Source organism: Streptomyces tatrensis (genome assembly GCF_049310065.1).
Classification (GTDB): Bacteria; Actinomycetota; Actinomycetes; order Streptomycetales; family Streptomycetaceae; genus Streptomyces.
On record NZ_JBMDLB010000011.1, the window covers coordinates 2,972,592 to 2,992,373 of the forward strand.

The following is a 19,782-nucleotide window of genomic DNA, read 5'->3' on the forward strand; positions in this document are numbered from 1 at the left end:
GTGCCGCCTTCGGCAGGTCCGCGCTTCCGCCCGGGGAGAGCCTAGCCGGAGCAGGCGTTCGGCTCACCGCGAGCGCGAGGGGCGGAATGTCCTTTTATCGGCAGGCCGCGATGCCTGCGGCCCGCCCCCGCCCGGCCGGCGGATGCCGGTGGCCCGGCGGAGCCCGGGAACCCCGGCCGGGCGGGGCGGCCGAACGTCTCCTCCCGGCCTGGAACCGGTCTGCCCGTGAAGCGGTCCGGCCCTGAACCGGCGGCCGACGCGGCCGGCCTGGCCGACGTGGCGGCGTGGCCGACGTGGCGGCGTGGCCGACGTGGCGGCGTGGCCGACGTGGCGACGTGGCCGACGTGGCGACGTGGCTGGCCTGGCGACGTGGCTGGCCTGGCGACGTGGCGACGTGGCCGGCCTGGCGACGTGGCCGGCCTGGCCGACGCGGCCGACCGTCCGCGACGTGACGGAGAACACGTACGAAACACCGACACGGGCCGCACCCGGGTGCCCATTGCCACGAATCGGAAGTCATCGGCGATCCGGGTGAACCAACTTGCCCGGATCGGACTCTCAGTGACTGACCGACAGTTTCACGCGGTTCTTCCTGCCGGAACGACCCCAAGGCGTAGCCGATGCCCCTGTCCCGCCGACGTTTCCTCCTCGCGACCGTGGTCCCGATGCTGACCATCGGGGTCACCGGTGCGCTCGCCGTCGCCTCCGGCCAGCAGACCGCGGCCGAGGCCGTCCCGGGAACCGACTCCCCGGCCGCTCTTCCTGTGAGCGCCACCGCCGGTTCGGTCGTCCAGATCGTCGCCCACCCGGACGACGACCTGTTCTTCATGAACCCGGACGTCAGCCGCTCCATCGCGTCCGGCACCCCGCTCACCACCCTGTACCTCACCTCGGGCGAGGCCGACGGCCGCAACCAGGCCGAAGGCCCCGCGACCAAGGACCCCGCGCAGCCCAGCGACCGGAGCCACTACGCGGAAGCCCGCCAGAACGGCATACGCTCCGCCTACGCGCAGATGGCCACCGGCGACCGCACCAGCCCGTGGAGCCGTACGGTCATACCCACCGCGGGCGGCGGCCACGCCGAGCTCGACGTCCTCGTGGCGAAGCCCCACGTCAACCTGGTCTGGCTGCAGTTGCGCGAGGCCCGTGCCGCCGTCTCCGACAGCCCGCACAGCATGCGCGGCCTGTGGAACGGCCGGATACCGGCGCTCGTCCCGCAACTCGCCGCCGGCACTCCGGTCAGGCAGCAGCCCACCTTCACCAAGGACCAGGTGATAGCGGCGATAGCGGGGGTCCTGGAGCGGTACAAGCCGACGACGATACGGATGCAGGACCCGACGCCGGGCCGGCACGTCGACTCCGGACGGCTCACCGATCATCAGGACCACATGTACGGGGCACGGTTCGCGCAGGCCGGGGCCGCTTCGTACGCCGCGCGGGTCCCGTTCGGGCAGCGGCCGCACTTCACGGTCCAGAGCTACCTGGGCTACCTCAACAGCAAGCTGCCGCACACGCTGGACCCGCAGACGGCCGCCACGAAGATCGGCTACCTGAAGACGTACGGCTGGCAGGACAAGCGGAACCACTGCGGCTCGCCGTCCGGCTGCGGCGACCGCAAGGTGGGGGGCTACCCGACCGGCCCCAACTGGGCCCAGTCGCTGCGCTACGCGCGCGGCGACCACTCCTCCTGGCTGGTGCAGGGTCCGCCCGGCCGGCTGTACGCCTTCGCCGTCCTCGACGGCCAGATGGCCGTGTGGAACCGCGGGGCCGGCACCGGCACCGGCCCGGGCGCCGCCTGGCAGGGTCCGGTGCTGCTGCCGGGCACCGGCATCGACCCGGGCGCGACCACCGCCCGCCTCCCCGACGGGCGGGTCGCCGTACTCGCCACCCGTACCGTCTTCGGCGACCGGCCGGGGGACTACCGGCGCGAGATCGTGTACGCCGCCCAGTCCGTGCCCGGCGGTCCGTTCGGGGCGTGGGTCCCGCTCGGTACCCCGGAGACCGGGGACGGGCCCGGCACCTCCCTGATCAGCGCGCCCTCGGCCGCTGTCGGCCCGGACGGGCGGCTGACCGTGTACGTCCGCGACTCCCGGCGCACCCTGCTCGCCCGTACCCAGGAGCCCTCGGGGGCCTTCGGCGGCTGGCAGCACCTGGGGGGCGCCGACCTCCAGTCCGACCCGGTGACGGTCACCGACTCCGCCGGGCGCCGCCACGTCTACGCCGCCACCACCCAGTCGGTGGTGGTCTGGATCCAGCCCGCCCCGGGCGCCCCGCTGGCCGGCCCCTTCCCGACCGGGCTCCCGGCCACCACCGTCCCCCTCACCGCCGCCCCGGAGGCTGCGGGCGTCCGCCTCTACTTCCGGCGCCCCGATTCGGGGGTCGTGCGCACCGCCGTGGTCACGGCGGGGCCCGGGGCCGTGAAGCCGGCGGTCTCCAGCGTCACGGAGGCCGGGGGGCGTTCGGGCTACGGCGCGGTGGGCGTGGCGGGCCGCCTCATCACGGGCCGCGCCGGCTCGGGCACGGTCGGCACGACGGGCCTCGGCGGCCCGCCGGCGTGGACGGAGTCCCAGATGCTCTACGCGGGCGCCCCGGCAGGCATCCAGGAACCGGGGGGCGCCCTGACGGCGGCGGTCCTGGGCCTGGACGCCCAACTCCACGTGGCCACCTCCCTCCCGACCCCCACCCGCACCACCTGGCACCGCGCGGTGCCGCGGGCGTAGCCGCTCCCCTGCCCGAAACCGGGCGGACGCCCCGGTGCGAGGATGGGCCTCCGATTGCTCCCACACGACCACGTGCGGGTATCGGGTACGGGTACGGGTACGTCAAGGAGGGAGCGCCCATGTCGGCAGACCTGCCGGACGCCTGCGGAGGGGACCAGGGTTCCCGCGGCGGGCTCCAGCCGGCCCGGCCGCACACGCCGCTGCTCCGCCGGCCGGCGGCGGCCCCGCTCGCTTCGCTCGCCGTGCTGGGCGCGGGAGCCGCGTACCTCTGGGGCATCAATCCGCACGAGGCCGGCCACTGGCTCCCCCGCTGCCCCTTCAACTGGCTGACGGGCCTGCTCTGCCCGGCCTGCGGGGCCACCCGGATGTGTTACGACCTCCTGCACGGCGACTTCGCCGCGGCCTTCCACGACAACGCGGTGCTGCTCCTGCTGGGGCTGCCGCTCGCCCTCTTCCTCTACGCCCGCTGGGTCGCCGAGGGCCTGCGCGGGCGGAAGTACCACCCGGTGATCGGGATCCGGGGACAGGCTGCGATCGTAGGGGTCGCCCTGACCTGGGCAGTTGTTCGAAATGCGGTCACGTGATCACGAGTTGATCACGTTGCGGGCCGCAGGGCAACCATGCACAGCCGTCGCAGGTCAGTACTTCCGCTACGGCCAGCCGTCGTGGCACACGTCCCCGCTGAACAGCAGTTTCACTAGGAGCTTTTGCATGTCCCAGAACATCGCCCCGAACGGTCAGCCGTACTCCGACAAGTCCAAGCTGGTCGCCGGCCTGCTGCAGATCTTCCTCGGCGGCCTCGGCATCGGCCGCTTCTACACCGGCCACACCGGCATGGCCATCGCCCAGCTGCTCACCTGCGGCGGCCTCGGCTTCTGGGCCCTGATCGACGGCATCCTCTTCCTCGTCAAGGACGACCGCACCGACAAGGCGGGCCGCGTGCTGCGCGCCTGACGTGCCCGGTAACGCCCTACGGCCGGCCCCCTCATGACTGAGGGGGCCGGCCGTAGGCGTATCCAGCTCTGCCCCGGTTACAGGACCGGCATCATCTTGCGCAGCTCGAAGGCCGTGACCTCGCTGCGGTACTCCTCCCACTCCTGCTTCTTGTTGCGGAGGAAGAAGTCGAAGACGTGTTCGCCGAGGGTTTCGGCGACCAGTTCGCTGCGCTCCATCAGGGCGATGGCCTCGCCGAGGTTCTGCGGGAGCGGTTCGATGCCCATCGCGCGGCGTTCCGCGTCGGACAGGGCCCAGACGTCGTCATCGGCGCCGGCCGGGAGTTCGTAGCCCTCCTCGATGCCCTTGAGGCCCGCCGCCAGGAGGACGGCGTACGTCAGGTAGGGGTTGGCGCCCGAGTCGATCGAGCGGACCTCCACGCGGGAGGAGCCCGTCTTGCCCGGCTTGTACATCGGGACGCGGATCAGGGCCGAACGGTTGTTGTGGCCCCAGCAGATGTACGAGGGGGCCTCGCCGCCGGAGCCGGCGGTGCGGGAGGAGCCGCCCCAGATGCGCTTGTAGGAGTTGACCCACTGGTTGGTCACGGCGGCCGTTTCCGCCGCGTGCTTGAGCAGGCCCGCGATGAAGGAGCGGCCGACCTTGGAGAGCTGGTACTCGGCGCCCGACTCGTAGAAGGCGTTGCGGTCGCCCTCGAAGAGGGAGAGGTGGGTGTGCATGCCCGAACCGGGGTACTCCGAGAACGGCTTCGGCATGAAGGTGGCCTGGACGCCCTGTTCCAGGGCGACCTGCTTCATGACCAGGCGGAAGGTCATGATGTTGTCGGCCGTCGAGAGGGCGTCGGCGTAGCGCAGGTCGATCTCCTGCTGGCCGGGGGCGCCCTCGTGGTGGCTGAACTCGACCGAGATGCCCATGGATTCGAGCATAGTGATCGCCTGGCGGCGGAAGTCCATGCCGACGTTCTGCGGGGTGTGGTCGAAATAGCCCGAGTTGTCGGCCGGGGTGGGCCGGGTGCCGTCCAGCGGCTTGTCCTTCAGCAGGAAGAACTCGATCTCCGGGTGGGTGTAGAAGGTGAAGCCCAGGTCGGAGGTCTTGTTCAGGATGCGCTTGAGGACGTACCGCGGGTCCGCGTAGGAGGGCGAGCCGTCCGGCATCAGGATGTCGCAGAACATCCGCGCCGTTCCGGGGGCCTCCGCGCGCCACGGCAGTATCTGGAAGGTGCTCGGGTCCGGCTTGGCGATCATGTCGGACTCGTAGACCCGCGCGAACCCCTCGATCGCCGAGCCGTCGAATCCGATGCCCTCGTCAAAGGCCTGTTCCAGCTCCGCCGGCGCGACCGCTACGGACTTCAGGAAGCCCAGTACGTCGGTGAACCACAGGCGCACGAAGCGGATGTCGCGCTCCTCGAGCGTCCGGAGGACGAATTCCTGCTGCTTGTCCATGGCTTCATCCTCGCAGTTCAGGCGGCCTGTGCACCACTGCCGCGAGGGCACGGGCACAGTCGGGCCGGCCCAGTATCGCCAGCGGTGGTTTCCGCCAGATTACGCACCCCGCAAAGCCGGTGGCACCCCCGCACTGACCTAGGGCCGGTCATGAGCATTACCATCGGCGCCCATGGGGGGCCATGCGCGGGACGAGCAGGGACGTCGGAGACGTCCGCTGCTCAGGCATGCCGTCCTCCTGATGGCCTTCGGGGTGCTGGCCGGCGCGGCGTTCCTGTGCCGGACGGCCGGGGTCGGGGCCGGGCAGCCGGCCGCCGCGGGGACGGTCGCGCGGGCCGGGCACACCGCCCACGCGCCGGGCGCGCCGCACGTGGTCTGCGTGGCGCCGTACGACAGGCCCGGCTGCTCCCCGCTCTCGCACGTTCTGCCCGGACTGCTGCCCCCGGCGCCGCCCGCGGCCCTGGTGGCCGGCGGGACGCCCGTGCCCGCCGCCGTGCGCCCCGCGCCCGCGGCGTGGATCCGGCCCCCTTCGGCGCTCGCGCGCGGCCCCGACCTGCACGCCCTCCAAGTGCTGCGGACCTGACGGGTCCCGGTTCGGCGGCGCTCAGGTAGCGCGTTCTCCACTCCACCCCCCTCAGCAAAAAGGATTCAGGGCCATGGCCAGCAGGAACTCCGAAACCAACAGCTCCCGCCAGGCGCGGATAGCCGAGATGCGCCGCGCCGACCAGTCGCGGGACCGCCGCAACAAGGCCATCGCGATCACGACGTCGGCCGCCGTCGTCACCGCGCTCATCGGCTTCGGCGCGTGGGTGATGATCGACCAGCAGAACGACAAGGAAGCCAGGGAGGCGCTCGCCAAGGCGCCGGTCGCCGGCGAGCAGACCTGGGACGCCAAGAAGCTCGGCAACAAGCACGTCGAGACCCCGGTGAAGTACGAGATGACCCCGCCGGTCGGCGGGGACCACCACCCCCGGTGGATGAACTGCAACGGCGACGTCTACAAGAACCCGATTCCCGAGGTGAACGCCGTGCACTCGATCGAGCACGGCGCCGTGTGGGTGACGTACAACGAGAAGGCCGCCCCGGCCGACGTGGAGAAGCTCGCCGGCAAGGTGGCCAAGACCCCGTACACGCTGATGAGCCCCGTCAAGGAGCAGTCCGGCGCGATCATGCTCAGCGCGTGGGGCAAGCAGCTGACCGTGGACAAGGCGGACGACGCCCGGGTCGCGCAGTTCTTCACCAAGTACGTGCAGGGCCCGCAGACCCCCGAGCCGGGCGCGGCCTGCACGAACGGGCTGGCCGACAAGTGACCCGTACGCCCGGTCGCGGCTCCGTGACCCGTACGTACTGGGCCGCGGGCTCGGCCGTGGCCCTGGCGCTGCTCTTCGCGGTGGGAGCCACGGTCGCCACCGCGGGGGGACCCGACTCCGCGCCCGCGGCCTCCCGGACACCGGGGCTCTACTCCGCCGACGCCGGCTTCGCCCGGGACATGGCGGTGCACCACCAGCAGGCGGTGGAGATGTCCTTCATCGTGCGCGACCGCACGCAGGACGAGCCGGTGCGCAGCCTCGCCTACGACGTCGCCAACACCCAGGCCAACCAGCGCGGCATGCTGCTCGGCTGGCTGGACATGTGGGGCCTGCCGAAGACGGTGGCCGACGAGCCCCCGATGTCCTGGATGGGGGCCGACGGCGAGGACCACGGCATGGCGGGCCATGCCATGGGCGGGGCCGGGGTCGCCACCAAGCCCGGCGCGCTGATGCCCGGCATGGCCACCAAGGAGGAGCTGGCGCAGCTCGGCTCCGCCGAGGGCCGGGACGCCGAGGTGCTCTACCTGCGGCTGATGACCGACCACCACAAGGGTGGCGTCGCGATGGCCGAAGGTTGTGCCGCCCAGTGCGGGAACCCGTCCGAGCGGGCGCTGGCCCAGGGCATGGTGGACGCCCAGCAGGCGGAGCTCCAGCTGATGGCCGACATGCTGAAGCAGCGCGGAGCGGAGCCGCCGGCCGCGGGGTGACCCGTCGTCCGCGTGCGGAGCCGTTCAAACGCCGGCGGGGCTGGATTTTCCAGCCCCGCCGGCGTTCACGTGCGGGTCGGCGCCGGCCACATCCAGCCCCGCCGGCGTTTGAGGCGCGGGGTCTGGGGCGGAGCCCCAGGGGGGTCCGGGCGCAGCCCGGGGAACGGTGGAACCGGGGGTCCCCCCGGACGGAGTCTGGGGGAGGGTAGGGGACAGCCCCGCAGGCCCCCGCAGGGCCCCCGCACCGCAGGGCCGCACCCGCGCGGGGTCACCCGTACGGCCCCCTCCGGCCCCCGCCGGGTCGCGGGGGCCGAACGGGCGAATGAGGATGGGGACGCCGAGGCAGGCGCACCCGCGCCCGGCCGCTACGGCGTGCTCAGGAGGTTTACGCGATGACCACCGCCGGAGAGATCATGCACCCCGGGGCCCAGTGGATCCCCGCCACCGAGACCCTGGACCGGGCCGCTCAGCTGATGAGCCGCCTCAATGTGGGCGCGCTGCCCATCAGCGATTCCAACGAACGCCTCTGCGGCATCCTGACCGACCGCGACATCGTCATCGGCTGTGTGGCCAAGGGGCACGACCCGTCGAAGATCACGGCCGGCGACATGGCCCAGGGCACCCCGCGCTGGATCGACGCGGGCGCCGACGTCTCCGAGGTGCTGGAGGAGATGCAGAGCCACCAGATCCGCCGGCTCCCCGTCATCGACAACAAGCGGCTGGTCGGGATGATCAGCGAGGCCGACCTGGCCAAGCACCTGTCGGAGGAGCAGATAGCCGGCTGGGCCGAGAAGGTCTACGCCCGGAACTGAGGGCTCCGCGGTCGCACCGCGTACAGGACCGCCCGCGCCACTTGGTGCGGGCGGTCCAGCATGACCAGGTGTCCGGCCGGCTCCGCGACCTCGAAGCGGGCTCCCAGCGCGTCGGCCAGCGCCGCCTGGCGGCCGAGCCAGGCCAGGTCCGGGCGGCGCGCGCCGGGGTCGTGGCCGGCCAGGACGGTGGCGGGCGCGGTCAGCGGGAACTCCGCGCGCAGCGCCAGCAGCTCGGCGGCCGTGTCGGGGTAGCGGGAGTTCTCCAGCAGGGCTCCGCGCCAGACCCTGCCGGTCCGGTAGCAGCGGCGTACGAGGTCCCGCGCGGCCGGGTCCGCGCCGCCCGCGCGGGATGCCCGTACGGCGGTCCGCCGGGCCCAGGGCCCCAGCGCGGCCGGCAGCCCGGCGGCGGTCACGGCCCGGCCCAGCACCCGGGCGGCGCCGGTGCGCAGCCCGGCGGGCAGGGCCGTGCGGGGCCGCTCCTCGACGCTGCTGTCGACCAGCACCAGGGCCGCGGTGCGCGCGGGGTACAGCCGGGCGAAGGCCTCCGCGTGGAACCCGGCGAGTGAGTGCCCGGCCACGGTGACGCGCTCGCCGCCCAGACCCACCGCGTCCAGCAGTCCGGCGATCCGGTGCGCCTCCCCGGCCGCGGACGGCGGGCGCACGGCGGGGGCGCTCAGCCCGTGGCCGGGACGGTCGAAGCGGACGACGGTACGGCCGGCGGCGACGAGCAGCTCCGCCACGGGGTCCCAGTCGAACCAGGCCATGGCGAGCCCGGCGCTGAGGACGACCGGCGGGCCGGAGCCCTCCACGAGGACGTGCAGCGGCACCCCGTCGGCGACGGGGCGTGCGGGGCTTGTGGGGTCTGAGGGGCCGACGGAGCCGGCAGGGCCGGCTGGGAGGCGTACGAACCTTCCGGGAACCGCCCCGGCCCGGGGTGCGCTCACGTACGGCGTTCGCGGTGGACGGAGTACGCGAGCAGGCCCAGCCAGACCGCCACGAACAGCACCTGGAGCCGCTGGCCGGCGCCGAGCGCCCAGGTGCCGTGCCCGGCGGTGAACAGGGCGATGGAGACCAGGGTCCAGGCGGTGGCCAGCAGTTCGAGCACGACGAGCACGGGCCCGAACCGCGCGAGCGGGGCGAGGCGGCCGTAGCGGCGGGCGGCGAGGGTGAGGGCCACGATCCCGACGAGCGCTCCCGTCATGGCCAGACTGCTGCTGACGGCGTGCGCCTGATGGGTGGCGGGGACCAGCCCGGCGGTCTCCCGCGCCGCGCATTCGGGGTCCACGGTCGGCGTGCAGCTCAGCGGCAGCCAGGCGTCCGCCGCGGTGGCGGCGCCGAAGAGGGTGATCCCGGACCAGCCGGCGACGGACCAGAGGCGGCGGGGTTCGACGCGGGTGGCGAGGCGGAGCAGGGCCAGGAGGCCGCCGAACAGGACGAGGAGGCCGGCGGTGAAGTCGGTGGCCCGGAACAGGCCGCCGAGCGGCTGGTCCTGGGCCGCGAGCTCGCTGACGTACGTCTCGATGGGGTTGAGGCCCGTGGAGAGGACGACTTCGAGGACCCACGCGGTGTAGGCGGCGGCGCCGAGCCCGATGAGGAGGGCCACGTAAGGGGCACCGGCCCCGGCCGTGGCGGCGGGACCCGTCGCGGTCGAGGGCCTGTTCACGGACTTCCAGGATCTCCGGGACTCGACGGGCTTCACGTGCTTGAGGGGGTCCCCGGGGTGCCCGGAGTCCCGGGGATTCGGCGACGACGGAGGCGGCGGGGACGGCGTGCCTTTTATGGACATAATGCGACTAATCCTAAACGCGGCCGGGCCCGGTCCTCCGATCGGATACCCACCCCGGGTAGGGTTCCGCCCATGACCCGCCCAGCCTCGCGCACCCAGCGACCAGCAGCCCGGTGGCCCCGGCTGCTGCTGTTCGCCGCGCTGCTGCTCGGCATCGCGGGCATGCACACGCTGGGCCATCCGACTCCGGCCCACGCCATGGAGGACGTGTCTTCGGCCCGTTTCGTTCCCCAGGGCGGCCATGCGCCGTCCGGGGCGGCGCACGGAGGCCGACCGGCCGAGGCGCCGGACCCGGCAGCCCCGTCGGACATGGCGGACATGGCGGACATGGCGGCCGCTGCCGCCAAAGCCGCCGCCACCGTCACCGTCACCATCGAGGCCCCGCGCCCGCAGCACACCGGCATGGACCCCATGTCCGTGTGTCTCGCCGTGCTCGGCGCCCTCACCCTGCTCGTCCTCGGAGCCGGACTGGCCGGCCCGCGCCGTACCGCGCCGCTCGGGGGCGCAGCACGCGCGCCGGGCCGGTCCGGCGGTCCGGACCCGCCGCCACCCCGCGAACTCCTCGCCCTGCTGACGGTGCTGCGCGTATAGGCCGGGCTCCGTCGTCGCCCCCGCACGCCTGCGGGGCGGCGGCAGACGGTGCCCACCTGCCTGCCTCACACCATCACGAGGTGTTCCACCATGCGCTCTTCCGTTCCCTCTCCGTCATCCCCTTCCCCCTCCCGCCGCGCCGTCCTCGGGGCGGGCGCCGCCCTCGCCGGCTCCGGGCTGCTCGCCGCCTGCTCGGGCTCCGGCATGGCCGGCATGGACCACGGCGCCGGCTCCACGGGCAAGGGGTCAGCCGCCCCCGCCCCCGGCGGCTACGTGGACCCGGCCGGCGCCGAGGTGCGGGCCGCCGAAGCCGCCCGCAAGGCCACCGGTCCCCTCACCGAGGTCCGGCTGACGGCGACCGCCACCCCGCTCGAGCTCGGCGCCGGACGCTCCGTCCGCTCGTGGGCGTACGGGGACGAGCTCCCGGGCCGGGAGGTACGGGCCACCGCGGGCGGCACCCTCGCCCTGACCCTGGCCAACAACCTCCCCGAGGCCACCTCCCTGCACTGGCACGGCCTGGCGCTGCGCAACGACATGGACGGGGTACCGGGGCTGACCCAGCGGGACATCGCCCCGGGCGGGTCGTTCACGTACAAGTTCGCTGTCCCGCACCCCGGGACGTACTGGTTCCACCCGCACTCCGGGGTCCAGCAGGACCGCGGCCTGTACGCGCCGCTGATCGTCGAGGACCCGAAGGAGCCCCTCTCCTACGACAAGGAGTGGGTGGTCGTGCTCGACGACTGGCTCGACGGCGTGGACGGCTCCACCCCCGAAGCCGTGCTCGCCGAACTCCGCAAGGGCATGGACATGAGCTCGAGCGGCGGCGGCCATTCGGGCCACGGCTCCGGGTCGGGGTCCGGGTCCGGGTCCGGCACCACGGGCACTCCCGCGCCCGTCGCGAGCGGCGGCCCGTCCCGGGTCCTCATGGGCGGAGTCAGCGAGGTCCTCGGCAAGGACCCGGGCGATGTCGCGTACCCGCACTACCTGGTCAACGGCCGCACCCCCGAGGACCCTTCGGTCTTCACCGCCCGCCCCGGCGACCGCATCCGGCTCCGGATCATCAACGCGGGCGGGGACACGGCCTTCCGGATCGCCCTGGGCGGCCACGAGTTCACGGTCACCCACACCGACGGCTTCCCCGTCGGGCACACGGCCGCCCGCTCACTGCTGCTGGGCATGGGCGAGCGCTACGACGTCCTGGTGACGGCGGGCGACGGGGTGTTCCCGCTGACCGCCCTCGCCGAGGGCAAGGGGGACTCGGCGTCGGCGCTCGCGGTGCTGCGCACCGGTGCGGGGGCGGCGCCGACCGCCGCGACCCGGCCCGCCGAGCTGTCCGGGCGACCGCTGACGGCGGACGTCCTGAAGGCGGCGGAGCCGGTGGCGCTGGCCGCGCGCGAACCGGACCGGACCGTGCGGATCAAGCTGACCGGCGGGATGGCGAAGTACGACTGGGCCTTCGACGGCAAGCCGTACGCACCGGACCAGCGGCACCCGGTGAAGGCCGGGGAACGGGTCCGGCTGGAGTTCGACAACTCCACGACGATGTGGCACCCGCTCCACCTGCACGGGCACACCTTCGCCCTCGGCGGCCGGCCGGGCGGGGCCCGCAAGGACACGGCGGTGGTCCTTCCGAACGGGAGGCTGACGGTGGACTTCGACGCCGACAATCCCGGTCTGTGGATGGTGCATTGCCACAACGTCTTCCACGCGGAGGCCGGGATGATGACCGTCCTCGGCTACCTGCGCTAGGCCGTCTCTTCCGGATCTTGCCGGGCCCCGCCCCGGACCGGGCCCGCGGCGCGCCCCCTTCCGCGCGCCGCAGGCCCGGCCGGGGGCGGTCGCAGGGGTCCGTAGGGCGGGCACAGGGGGGCCGAAATGCCCGACGGGGAGGCCGAACTCCATGACAGGCTGTTGATCGTCACGCACCGATTGCGATCTGAAGGACTTCCCGCCGGTATGAGCACCCCGCCGAACCCGCCCAGCACCCCGTCCGGCCCGCCGACGGAGCCCGCGGGGACCCCCGTATCCGAGGCGGCTCCCATACCGGCGCCCGCACAGCCCCTGTCCCTCGACAAGCTCCCGGCCCTCGCACCGCCCCGGCCCCCGACCCCGCCCCTGACCGAAACCCCGGCACAGCCCGCGAACGCGGCACCGTCAGCCCCCCGCACCGACCTCCCGGACGCCGCCCCCACCGCACCCACGGACGCCGCCCCGGCCCAGCCCGCGGACACGGTTCCGGCGCAGCCCGCAGACGCCGCCCCCACGGACACCGTCCCGGCCGAGCCCGCGGACGCCGCCCCGGCCCAGCCCGCAGACGCGGTGGCGGCGCAGCCCGCGTACGCGGCACCGGTGGGCGCCCCCGCCCCCGCCGCCCCCGGTTCCTTCGCTCCGGTCAGCCCCGCCCCGGTGGCCGCCGCCGCTGCCCCGGCGCCCGCGTGGGGAGCCCCGTACGGCGCCCCCGGCGCCCCCGCACCCGGCAACCCCTGGGCCACGCCCCCCGGCGGGTACGCCGGCGGCTACCCCGGCTATCCCGGCGGCCCGCAGGGGCCCGGCTTCCCGGCGCCCCCGGCCGCCTCGAACGGCCTGGCCGTGGCCGCCCTGCTGCTCGGCCTGTTCGGCATCTTCGTCGGCCTGGTCCCGTTCTTCTTCTGGGCCGGCGCCCTCCTCGCCCTCACCGGCACCGGCCTCGGCATCGCGGCCGTCGTCAAGGCCCGCCGCGGCGCCCCCCGCGCCACGCTGGCCGCGGTCGGCACCGTCCTCAGCCTCCTCGGCCTCGGTGCTTCCACCGGCGGCTGGTTCATCACCAAGAGCGTCTTCGAGAGGATCGACAGGAACATCGCCGACAGCCGCGACTACGAGTACAACTACGACGACTACGACCTGCCCACCCCGAACGCCCCGGCGAGCCCGACGCCCAAGGCCTCGCCCTCCGACATCCCGGGCGTGACCTCGGCCCTGGCCTGGGGCGCGCCCTACACCTACGAGGACGGCGTCCAGGTCACCGTGCAGCGCGCGGTCGCGTACAAGCCGTCCTCGACGGCCTACCCGCCCGAGGCCCGCAACGGCAACGCGGTCAAGGTGACGGTGAAGATCGTCAACAACTCGGGGGCCGCGCTCGACGTCGACCTGGCCCTGCCGAACGCCCGCGACGACCAGGGCACCGAGGCCGAGATGGCCTTCGACGCCTCCGTGCCGAAGATGTTCAAGGGCTCGGTCATGGCCGGCGAGTCGATGACCGGCACCTTCGCCTTCGTCGTGCCCAAGGGCACCAAGAACCTGCACTTCGAGATCGCGCCCGGCGTCGACTACGACGACGCGATCTGGAGCGGCCCGATCGGCTGATCCGGCGACGGGTCCGACGACCGGGCCGGCGGCCGAACCGACGACCGCGGCGGCCGCCACGACCCCCGCGGACAGGGCGACTCGGGCAACTCCCAGGACATCGCGTCAGAAAGACGATTAGACTGGGCCGCGTGCCTCAACTACGCCTCGCTCTGAATCAGATCGACTCGCAGGTCGGCAACATCGCCGCCAACGCCGACTCGGTCGTCCACTGGACCCGGCACTCCGCCGAACAGGGCGCCCACCTGGTGGCGTTTCCGGAAATGGTGCTGACCGGGTACCCCGTCGAGGACCTCGCCCTGCGCGGCTCCTTCGTCGAAGCCTCCCGCCAGGCGCTGCCGGCCCTCGCACGGCGCCTGGCGGACGAGGGCTTCGGGGACCTCCCGGTCGTCGTCGGCTACCTCGACCGTACGGAGAAGGCCGCGCCCAGGCTCGGCCGCCCGGCGGGCTCCCCGGAGAACGCGGCCGCCGTACTGTACGGCGGGCAGGTCGTCCTGCGCTTCGGCAAGCACCACCTCCCCAACTACGGAGTCTTCGACGAGTTCCGGTACTTCGTGCCGGGCGACACCCAGCCGGTGATCCGGGTGCGGGGCGTGGACGTGGCCCTGGCCATCTGCGAGGACCTCTGGCAGGAGGGCGGGCGCGTCCCGGCCACCCGCTCCGCCGGGGCCGGGCTGCTGATCTCGATCAACGCCTCCCCGTACGAGCGCAACAAGGACGACCTTCGCCTGGAGCTGGTGCAGAAGCGCGCCCAGGAGGCCGGCTGCACCCTCGCCTACCTGGCGATGATCGGCGGCCAGGACGAGCTGGTCTTCGACGGGGACTCGATCGTCGTCGACTCCGCGGGCGAGGTCATCGCGCGCGCTCCGCAGTTCTCCGAGGGCTGCGTCCTGGTCGACCTGGACCTGCCGGCCGCCTCGGCCACGCCCGTCGAGGGCACCGTGGACGACGGCCTGCGCATCGACCGCGTGATCCTCACCGAGGAGCCGGTGGAGCCGTACGAGCCGGTCGTGACGGGCGGTTACGCCGACCGGCTGGAGGACGACGAGGAGATCTACGACGCGCTGGTCGTGGGTCTGCGCGCGTACGTACGGAAGAACGGGTTCCGGTCGGTCCTGATCGGCCTCTCCGGCGGCATCGACTCCGCGCTCGTCGCCGCGATCGCCTGCGACGCGATCGGCGCGCAGAACGTGTACGGCGTCTCGATGCCCTCCAAGTACTCCTCGGAGCACTCCCGGGGCGACGCGGCCGAGCTGGCGACACGGGCCGGCCTGAACTTCCGGACCGTGTCGATCGAGCCGATGTTCGACGCGTACATGGGCGCGCTGGGCCTGACCGGGCTCGCCGAGGAGAACCTCCAGTCCCGGCTGCGCGGCACGCTGCTGATGGCGCTCTCCAACCAGGAGGGCCACATCGTGCTGGCCCCGGGCAACAAGTCGGAGCTGGCCGTCGGCTACTCCACCCTGTACGGGGACTCCGTGGGCGCCTACGGCCCGATCAAGGACGTCTACAAGTCGGACGTCTTCCGCCTCGCCGAGTACCGCAACCGGGCGGCGGCCGAGCGCGGCGAGACCCCGCCGATCCCGGAGAACTCCATCGTGAAGCCGCCGAGCGCCGAGCTGCGCCCGGGACAGGTGGACACGGACTCGCTGCCGGACTACCCCGTGCTCGACGGGATCCTGGAGCTGTACGTGGACCGTGACCAGGGCCTGGAGGCGGTCGTCGCGGCCGGCTACGACCGCGAGCTCGTCGCGAAGACCCTGCGGATGGTGGACACCGCCGAGTACAAGCGCCGGCAGTACCCGCCGGGCACCAAGATCTCCGCGAAGGGCTTCGGCAAGGACCGCCGGCTGCCCATCACGAACGGCTGGCGCGAGCAGGCGTAGGAGAGACTCCGGACTACGGGTTCACGGTGACGCGGGCGGCGATCGGCAGGTGGTCGCTGCCCGTGCGGGGCAGGGTCCAGGAGGCCTCGGGGGTGACCCCGCGGACCAGGATCTGGTCGATGCGGGCCATCGGGAACTGCGCGGGCCAGCTGAAGCCGAAGCCGTCGCCGGACGCGCCCTGGGTGGAACGCAGCTGCGAGGTGACCTCGGACAGGGCCCGGTCGTTGACGGTTCCGTTGAGGTCGCCGAGCAGGATGACCCGCTGCAGCGGTTCGGAGGCGAGCGCGGCGCCGAGGGCGTCGGCGCTGTTGTCGCGCTGGTTGGCGGTGAAGCCGGCGTTGAGCTTGACGCGGACCGAGGGGAGGTGGGCCACGAAGGCGGCCACCTCTCCGTGCGGGGTCTTGACGGTGGCGCGCATGGCCCGGGTCCAGCCCATCTTGATGTCGACGGGCTTGCTGGAGACCAGCGGGTACTTGCTCCAGAGCCCGACGGTGCCTTCGACGGAGTGGTACTTGTACGTCCCCGCGAGGGCCTTCTCGTAGACGGGGACGACGCTGCCCTTGAGCTCGGTCAGGGCCAGGACATCGGCCCCGGCACCGGCGACCGAGGCGGCGGTGCCGACCGGGTCGGCGTTGTCGGCGTCGACGTTGTGGGTGGCGACCGTGAGGTTGCCGCCGGCGTGCGCCTTGTCGGTGACCAGGCCGCCGAAGAGGTTCACCCAGACCGCGGCGGTCAGCAGTATCGCGATCAGCGCGGTCGCGGACTTGCGGAACAGCGCGGCGGCGAACAGCACCGGGACGGCCAGGCCCAGCCAGGGCAGGAAGGTCTCGGTGAGGCTGCCGAGGTTGCCGATGTCGTTGGGCAGCTCGGCGTGGAAGACCATGACGAGCGAGATCAGCACCGCGAGCGCGGCGAGCACGATCCCGCGGCGCCAGATGCCCGGATCCCGCCGCAGCTCGGCCAGCCGGCGCCGGAGACCCGCTCGGGAGGGCTCGGGCTCCGAGCCGTCGCTCCCCGTCTCCGTCATGTACGCCTGTGCCATGCCACTGCCCTCGCTGCCGTGCTCGCGCTCCGTCCCCGCCTCTTGACCCTAGGCGATGTGCGGAGCGTTCCGCGCCGATTGTCTCGGCCGTACGTCCGGGAGGACGAACGGTCCAGCGGCCGGGGTTCCGCTTGTCACCAAACGCGCACATTGCCCCGCGGCCCGGCCGCCGTGACGAACCGGACCTCGTGCCACTTCCCGCCACGGCCCGGAGAGTGCCACCATGGTGGTGAGTCCGGGGACGCCGTAAGGGCGCCTCGAGATGAACATCAAGGAGCAGTTGCAATGACGCATGCCGTTTCGCCTGCCCGAGAAGCCTCCTCCCCCACCCTGTACGGAGGCTCGGGCACCCGGCGCATCACCGTCCGCGACCTCACCCTCGCCAAGGAACGCGGCGAGAAGTGGCCCATGCTCACCGCCTACGACGCCATGACGGCGTCCGTGTTCGACGAGGCCGGCATCCCGGTCATGCTCGTCGGCGACTCGATGGGCAACTGTCACCTCGGCTACGAGACCACCGTCCCGGTGACGATGGACGAGATGACCATGCTGTCGGCGGCCGTCGTACGCGGCACCAGCCGGGCCCTGATCATCGGCGACCTGCCCTTCGGTTCCTACCAGGAGGGCCCCGTACAGGCGCTGCGCAGCGCCACCCGGCTCGTCAAGGAGGCCGGGGTCGGCGCGGTGAAGCTGGAGGGCGGCGAGCGCTCGCTGGCCCAGACCGAGCTGATCGTGCAGTCGGGCATCCCGGTCATGTCCCACCTGGGCCTGACCCCGCAGTCCGTGAACGCCATGGGCTACCGGGTGCAGGGCCGCGGCGACGAGGCCGCGCACCAGCTGCTGCGCGACGCCAAGGCGGCGCAGGACGCGGGTGCCTTCGCGGTGGTGCTGGAGCTGGTCCCGGCCGAGCTGGCCGCCGAGGTCACCCGGTCCCTGCACATTCCGACGGTCGGCATCGGCGCGGGCTCGGAGTGCGACGCGCAGGTGCTGGTGTGGACGGACATGATGGGGCTGACCGGCGGGAAGATGCCGAAGTTCGTCAAGCAGTACGCGAACCTGCGCGCGACCATGGCCGACGCGGCGAAGGCCTTCGCCGAGGACGTGGTCGGCGGAACGTTCCCGCAGGAAGAGCACGCCTTCCACTAGGCGGACGGCCGGCTGACGGCTGACTGCCGACGGCCTGCCCGCGGACCCCGCCGACGTCCTGTCGGTGCCCCCGCGGGCGGGCTGTCGGTGGCTCCGCGGGGGCTGTCGGTCGCCTGTCGGCGGCATGTCGGTGGTTTGTCAGTGGCGTCTGGTCCCATGGTGGACATGACGCGAAACGACAACAATCCCCTGAACGGCTCGCACGCCGTAGAGGTCCGGGGGCTGGTCAAGCACTACGGCGAGACCAAAGCCCTCGACGGTGTGGACCTCGATGTCCGCGAGGGAACCGTCCTCGGGGTCCTCGGCCCCAACGGCGCGGGCAAGACCACCCTGGTCCGCATCCTCTCCACCCTGATCACCCCCGACGCCGGCACCGCCCGGGTCGCCGGCTTCGACGTGGTCCGCCAGCCCCGGCAGCTGCGCCGCACCATAGGCCTGACCGGCCAGTACGCCTCGGTCGACGAGAAGCTCTCCGGCTGGGAGAACCTCTACATGATCGGCCGGCTGCTGGACCTGTCCCGCAAGGACTCGCGCAGCCGCGCCGACGAGCTGCTGGAGCGGTTCTCCCTCACGGACGCCGCCAAGAAGGCCGTGATGACCTACTCCGGCGGCATGCGGCGCCGGCTCGACCTGGCCGCCTCGATGATCGGCAGCCCGGCCGTGCTGTACCTGGACGAGCCGACCACCGGCCTGGACCCCCGCACCCGCAACGAGGTCTGGGACGAGGTGCAGCGGATGGTCGCCGAGGGGGCCACCGTCCTGCTCACCACCCAGTACATGGAGGAGGCCGAGCAGCTCGCCAACGAGCTGACGGTCATCGACAAGGGCAAGGTCATCGCCAACGGCAAGGTCGACGAGCTGAAGGCGCGCGTCGGCGGCCGGACCCTGCGGATCCGCCCCACCGACCCGTCCGACCTGCCGGGCATGGCCCGCTCCCTGGCGGAGGCCGGCCTGGACGGGGTGGCCGGTTCCCAGGCCGTCCCGGACGAGGGCGCCCTGCTGGTGCCGATCCTCGCCGACGAGCAGCTGACCGCCGTGGTGGGCCTGCTGGCGGCCCGCGGGTACGGGATCTCCGACATCAGCACCTACCTGCCCAGCCTGGACGAGGTGTTCCTGTCCATCACCGGACAGAAGCCCACCGTCGAGGACTCCATCCCCAACCAGCAGACCGAGGAGGTCGCGGCATGAGCACCGTAACCACGACGAAGCCCAGCCCCACCGCGGCCGCCCCGGCCGGCGGGCCCGTCCTCGCGGACGAGGGCCGGATCGGTCTGCGGGGCAACCTGCGCCACATCGGCGCCCTGGCCCGGCGCAACGTCCTGCAGATCAAGCAGGACCCGGAGTCGATGTTCGACGTCCTGTTCATGCCGATCATCTTCACGCTGCTGTTCGTCTTCGTCTTCGGCGGCGCGATCTCCGGCAAGGGCAACCAGGGCGAGTACGTCAACTACGTGGTCCCGGGCCTGATGGCGATGATGGGCATGAACATCGCCATGGGTGTCGGCACAGGGGTCAACGACGACTTCAAGAAGGGCGTGATGGACCGCTTCCGGTCCATGCCGATCGCCCGTTCCTCGGTGCTCATCGCCAAGATCGTGGTCGAGCTCGGCCGGATGATGGTCGCCATCACGATCCTGCTCGGCATGGGCTTCCTGCTCGGCCTGTCGATCAAGTCCTCGGTGCTCGACCTGTTCCTCGCCATCGGGCTGTCGGCGGTCTTCGGCGCCTCGCTGATGTGGATCTTCATCCTGCTGGGTCTCAGCATGAAGACCCCCCAGGCCGTCCAGGGCGTGGCGATGCTGGTCCTGATGCCGCTGCAGTTCGGCAGCTCGATCTTCGCCCCGCCGACGACGATGCCCGGCTGGCTGCAGAGCTTCACCGACGTCAACCCGCTGTCCAACCTGGCCGACGCGGCCCGCTCCCTGATCAACGGGACCCCGCTCGGCAACTCCGTGTGGATCACGCTGGCCTGGTCGGTCGGCATCACGCTGGTGACCATGCCGCTCGCCGTGCGGAAGTTCCGCCAGAAGACCTGATCCGCGGACCG

General features: G+C 72.8%; 18 protein-coding genes. 14 read left to right on the forward strand and 4 right to left on the reverse strand.

Going from position 1 to position 19,782, the window contains the following annotated elements; translation table 11 throughout:
- Positions 1-620: 620 nt before the first annotated feature.
- The 3 genes from ACODT5_RS29255 to ACODT5_RS29265 all read left to right on the forward strand — a co-directional run bounded on the left by ACODT5_RS29255 (position 621) and on the right by ACODT5_RS29265 (position 3,674).
- A complete protein-coding gene (locus tag ACODT5_RS29255; RefSeq protein WP_422522172.1) occupies positions 621-2,720 on the forward strand; it encodes a PIG-L family deacetylase in 2,100 nt (699 codons plus the stop codon).
- Between the two features lie 119 nt (positions 2,721-2,839).
- Positions 2,840-3,304 carry a DUF2752 domain-containing protein gene (locus ACODT5_RS29260; RefSeq protein WP_422522173.1) on the forward strand — a complete coding sequence of 155 codons (465 nt, stop codon included), beginning with the start codon at positions 2,840-2,842 and terminating at the stop codon, positions 3,302-3,304.
- A 127-nt stretch (positions 3,305-3,431) separates the two neighbouring features.
- Positions 3,432-3,674 (forward strand): TM2 domain-containing protein, encoded by a 243-nt coding sequence (locus ACODT5_RS29265; protein WP_266909300.1) that lies wholly within the window; start codon positions 3,432-3,434, stop codon positions 3,672-3,674.
- Positions 3,675-3,751: 77 nt separating this feature from the next.
- Here the strand turns inward: ACODT5_RS29265 and glnA are convergent, their stop codons facing one another.
- The gene (gene glnA, locus ACODT5_RS29270; protein ID WP_243329674.1) at positions 3,752-5,113 is read right to left on the reverse strand and encodes a type I glutamate--ammonia ligase; all 1,362 of its coding nucleotides are present in this window, start codon (positions 5,111-5,113) and stop codon (positions 3,752-3,754) included.
- Between the two features lie 172 nt (positions 5,114-5,285).
- Here glnA and ACODT5_RS29275 point away from each other — a divergent pair, with 172 nt between their 5' ends.
- From ACODT5_RS29275 to ACODT5_RS29290, 4 genes are all read left to right on the forward strand, one after another.
- A complete protein-coding gene (locus ACODT5_RS29275; protein WP_422522174.1) occupies positions 5,286-5,696 on the forward strand; it encodes a hypothetical protein in 411 nt (136 codons plus the stop codon).
- 73 nt (positions 5,697-5,769) lie between these two features.
- Positions 5,770-6,423: a DUF3105 domain-containing protein gene (locus ACODT5_RS29280; RefSeq protein WP_422522175.1), complete on the forward strand. Its 654-nt coding sequence runs from the start codon at positions 5,770-5,772 to the stop codon at positions 6,421-6,423.
- Entirely contained in the window at positions 6,420-7,130 is a 711-nt protein-coding gene (locus ACODT5_RS29285) for a DUF305 domain-containing protein (protein WP_422522176.1), read from the forward strand. The genes ACODT5_RS29280 and ACODT5_RS29285 overlap by 4 nt, the downstream gene beginning before the upstream one ends.
- Positions 7,131-7,522: 392 nt before the next feature.
- The gene (locus tag ACODT5_RS29290; RefSeq protein WP_422522177.1) at positions 7,523-7,942 is read left to right on the forward strand and encodes a CBS domain-containing protein; all 420 of its coding nucleotides are present in this window, start codon (positions 7,523-7,525) and stop codon (positions 7,940-7,942) included.
- On the opposite strand, the gene ACODT5_RS29295 is transcribed toward ACODT5_RS29290, so the two are convergent.
- Both ACODT5_RS29295 and ACODT5_RS29300 read right to left on the reverse strand, forming a co-directional pair.
- Positions 7,927-8,769, reverse strand: coding sequence for an alpha/beta fold hydrolase (locus tag ACODT5_RS29295; protein ID WP_422522178.1), 843 nt, complete (start codon positions 8,767-8,769; stop codon positions 7,927-7,929). The genes ACODT5_RS29290 and ACODT5_RS29295 overlap by 16 nt on opposite strands.
- A gap of 113 nt (positions 8,770-8,882) precedes the next feature.
- Entirely contained in the window at positions 8,883-9,545 is a 663-nt protein-coding gene (locus ACODT5_RS29300; protein WP_422525073.1) for a DUF998 domain-containing protein, read from the reverse strand.
- 255 nt (positions 9,546-9,800) lie between these two features.
- On the opposite strand from ACODT5_RS29300, the gene ACODT5_RS29305 reads away from it, so the two are divergent.
- The 4 genes from ACODT5_RS29305 (at position 9,801) to ACODT5_RS29320 (ending at position 15,547) form a co-directional block, all read left to right on the forward strand.
- A complete protein-coding gene (locus ACODT5_RS29305) occupies positions 9,801-10,319 on the forward strand; it encodes a hypothetical protein (RefSeq protein ID WP_422522179.1) in 519 nt (172 codons plus the stop codon).
- Positions 10,320-10,409: 90 nt separating this feature from the next.
- A complete protein-coding gene (locus ACODT5_RS29310) occupies positions 10,410-12,068 on the forward strand; it encodes a multicopper oxidase family protein (RefSeq protein ID WP_422522180.1) in 1,659 nt (552 codons plus the stop codon).
- Between the two features lie 207 nt (positions 12,069-12,275).
- A complete protein-coding gene (locus tag ACODT5_RS29315) occupies positions 12,276-13,661 on the forward strand; it encodes a DUF4352 domain-containing protein (RefSeq protein ID WP_422522181.1) in 1,386 nt (461 codons plus the stop codon).
- 131 nt (positions 13,662-13,792) lie between these two features.
- A complete protein-coding gene (locus tag ACODT5_RS29320; protein WP_422522182.1) occupies positions 13,793-15,547 on the forward strand; it encodes an NAD+ synthase in 1,755 nt (584 codons plus the stop codon).
- Between the two features lie 13 nt (positions 15,548-15,560).
- Here ACODT5_RS29320 and ACODT5_RS29325 read toward each other — a convergent pair whose 3' ends face one another.
- The gene (locus ACODT5_RS29325) at positions 15,561-16,589 is read right to left on the reverse strand and encodes an endonuclease/exonuclease/phosphatase family protein (RefSeq protein WP_422522183.1); all 1,029 of its coding nucleotides are present in this window, start codon (positions 16,587-16,589) and stop codon (positions 15,561-15,563) included.
- A 285-nt stretch (positions 16,590-16,874) separates the two neighbouring features.
- On the opposite strand from ACODT5_RS29325, the gene panB reads away from it, so the two are divergent.
- From panB to ACODT5_RS29340, 3 genes are all read left to right on the forward strand, one after another.
- Complete coding sequence (panB, locus tag ACODT5_RS29330; protein WP_422522184.1) at positions 16,875-17,735, forward strand: 3-methyl-2-oxobutanoate hydroxymethyltransferase; 861 nt, start codon at positions 16,875-16,877, stop codon at positions 17,733-17,735.
- Between the two features lie 156 nt (positions 17,736-17,891).
- Entirely contained in the window at positions 17,892-18,923 is a 1,032-nt protein-coding gene (locus ACODT5_RS29335) for an ATP-binding cassette domain-containing protein (RefSeq protein ID WP_422522185.1), read from the forward strand.
- On the forward strand, positions 18,920-19,771 hold the full coding sequence (locus ACODT5_RS29340; RefSeq protein WP_422522186.1) for an ABC transporter permease: 852 nt from the start codon (positions 18,920-18,922) through the stop codon (positions 19,769-19,771). The genes ACODT5_RS29335 and ACODT5_RS29340 overlap by 4 nt, the downstream gene beginning before the upstream one ends.
- Positions 19,772-19,782 lie beyond the last annotated feature (11 nt).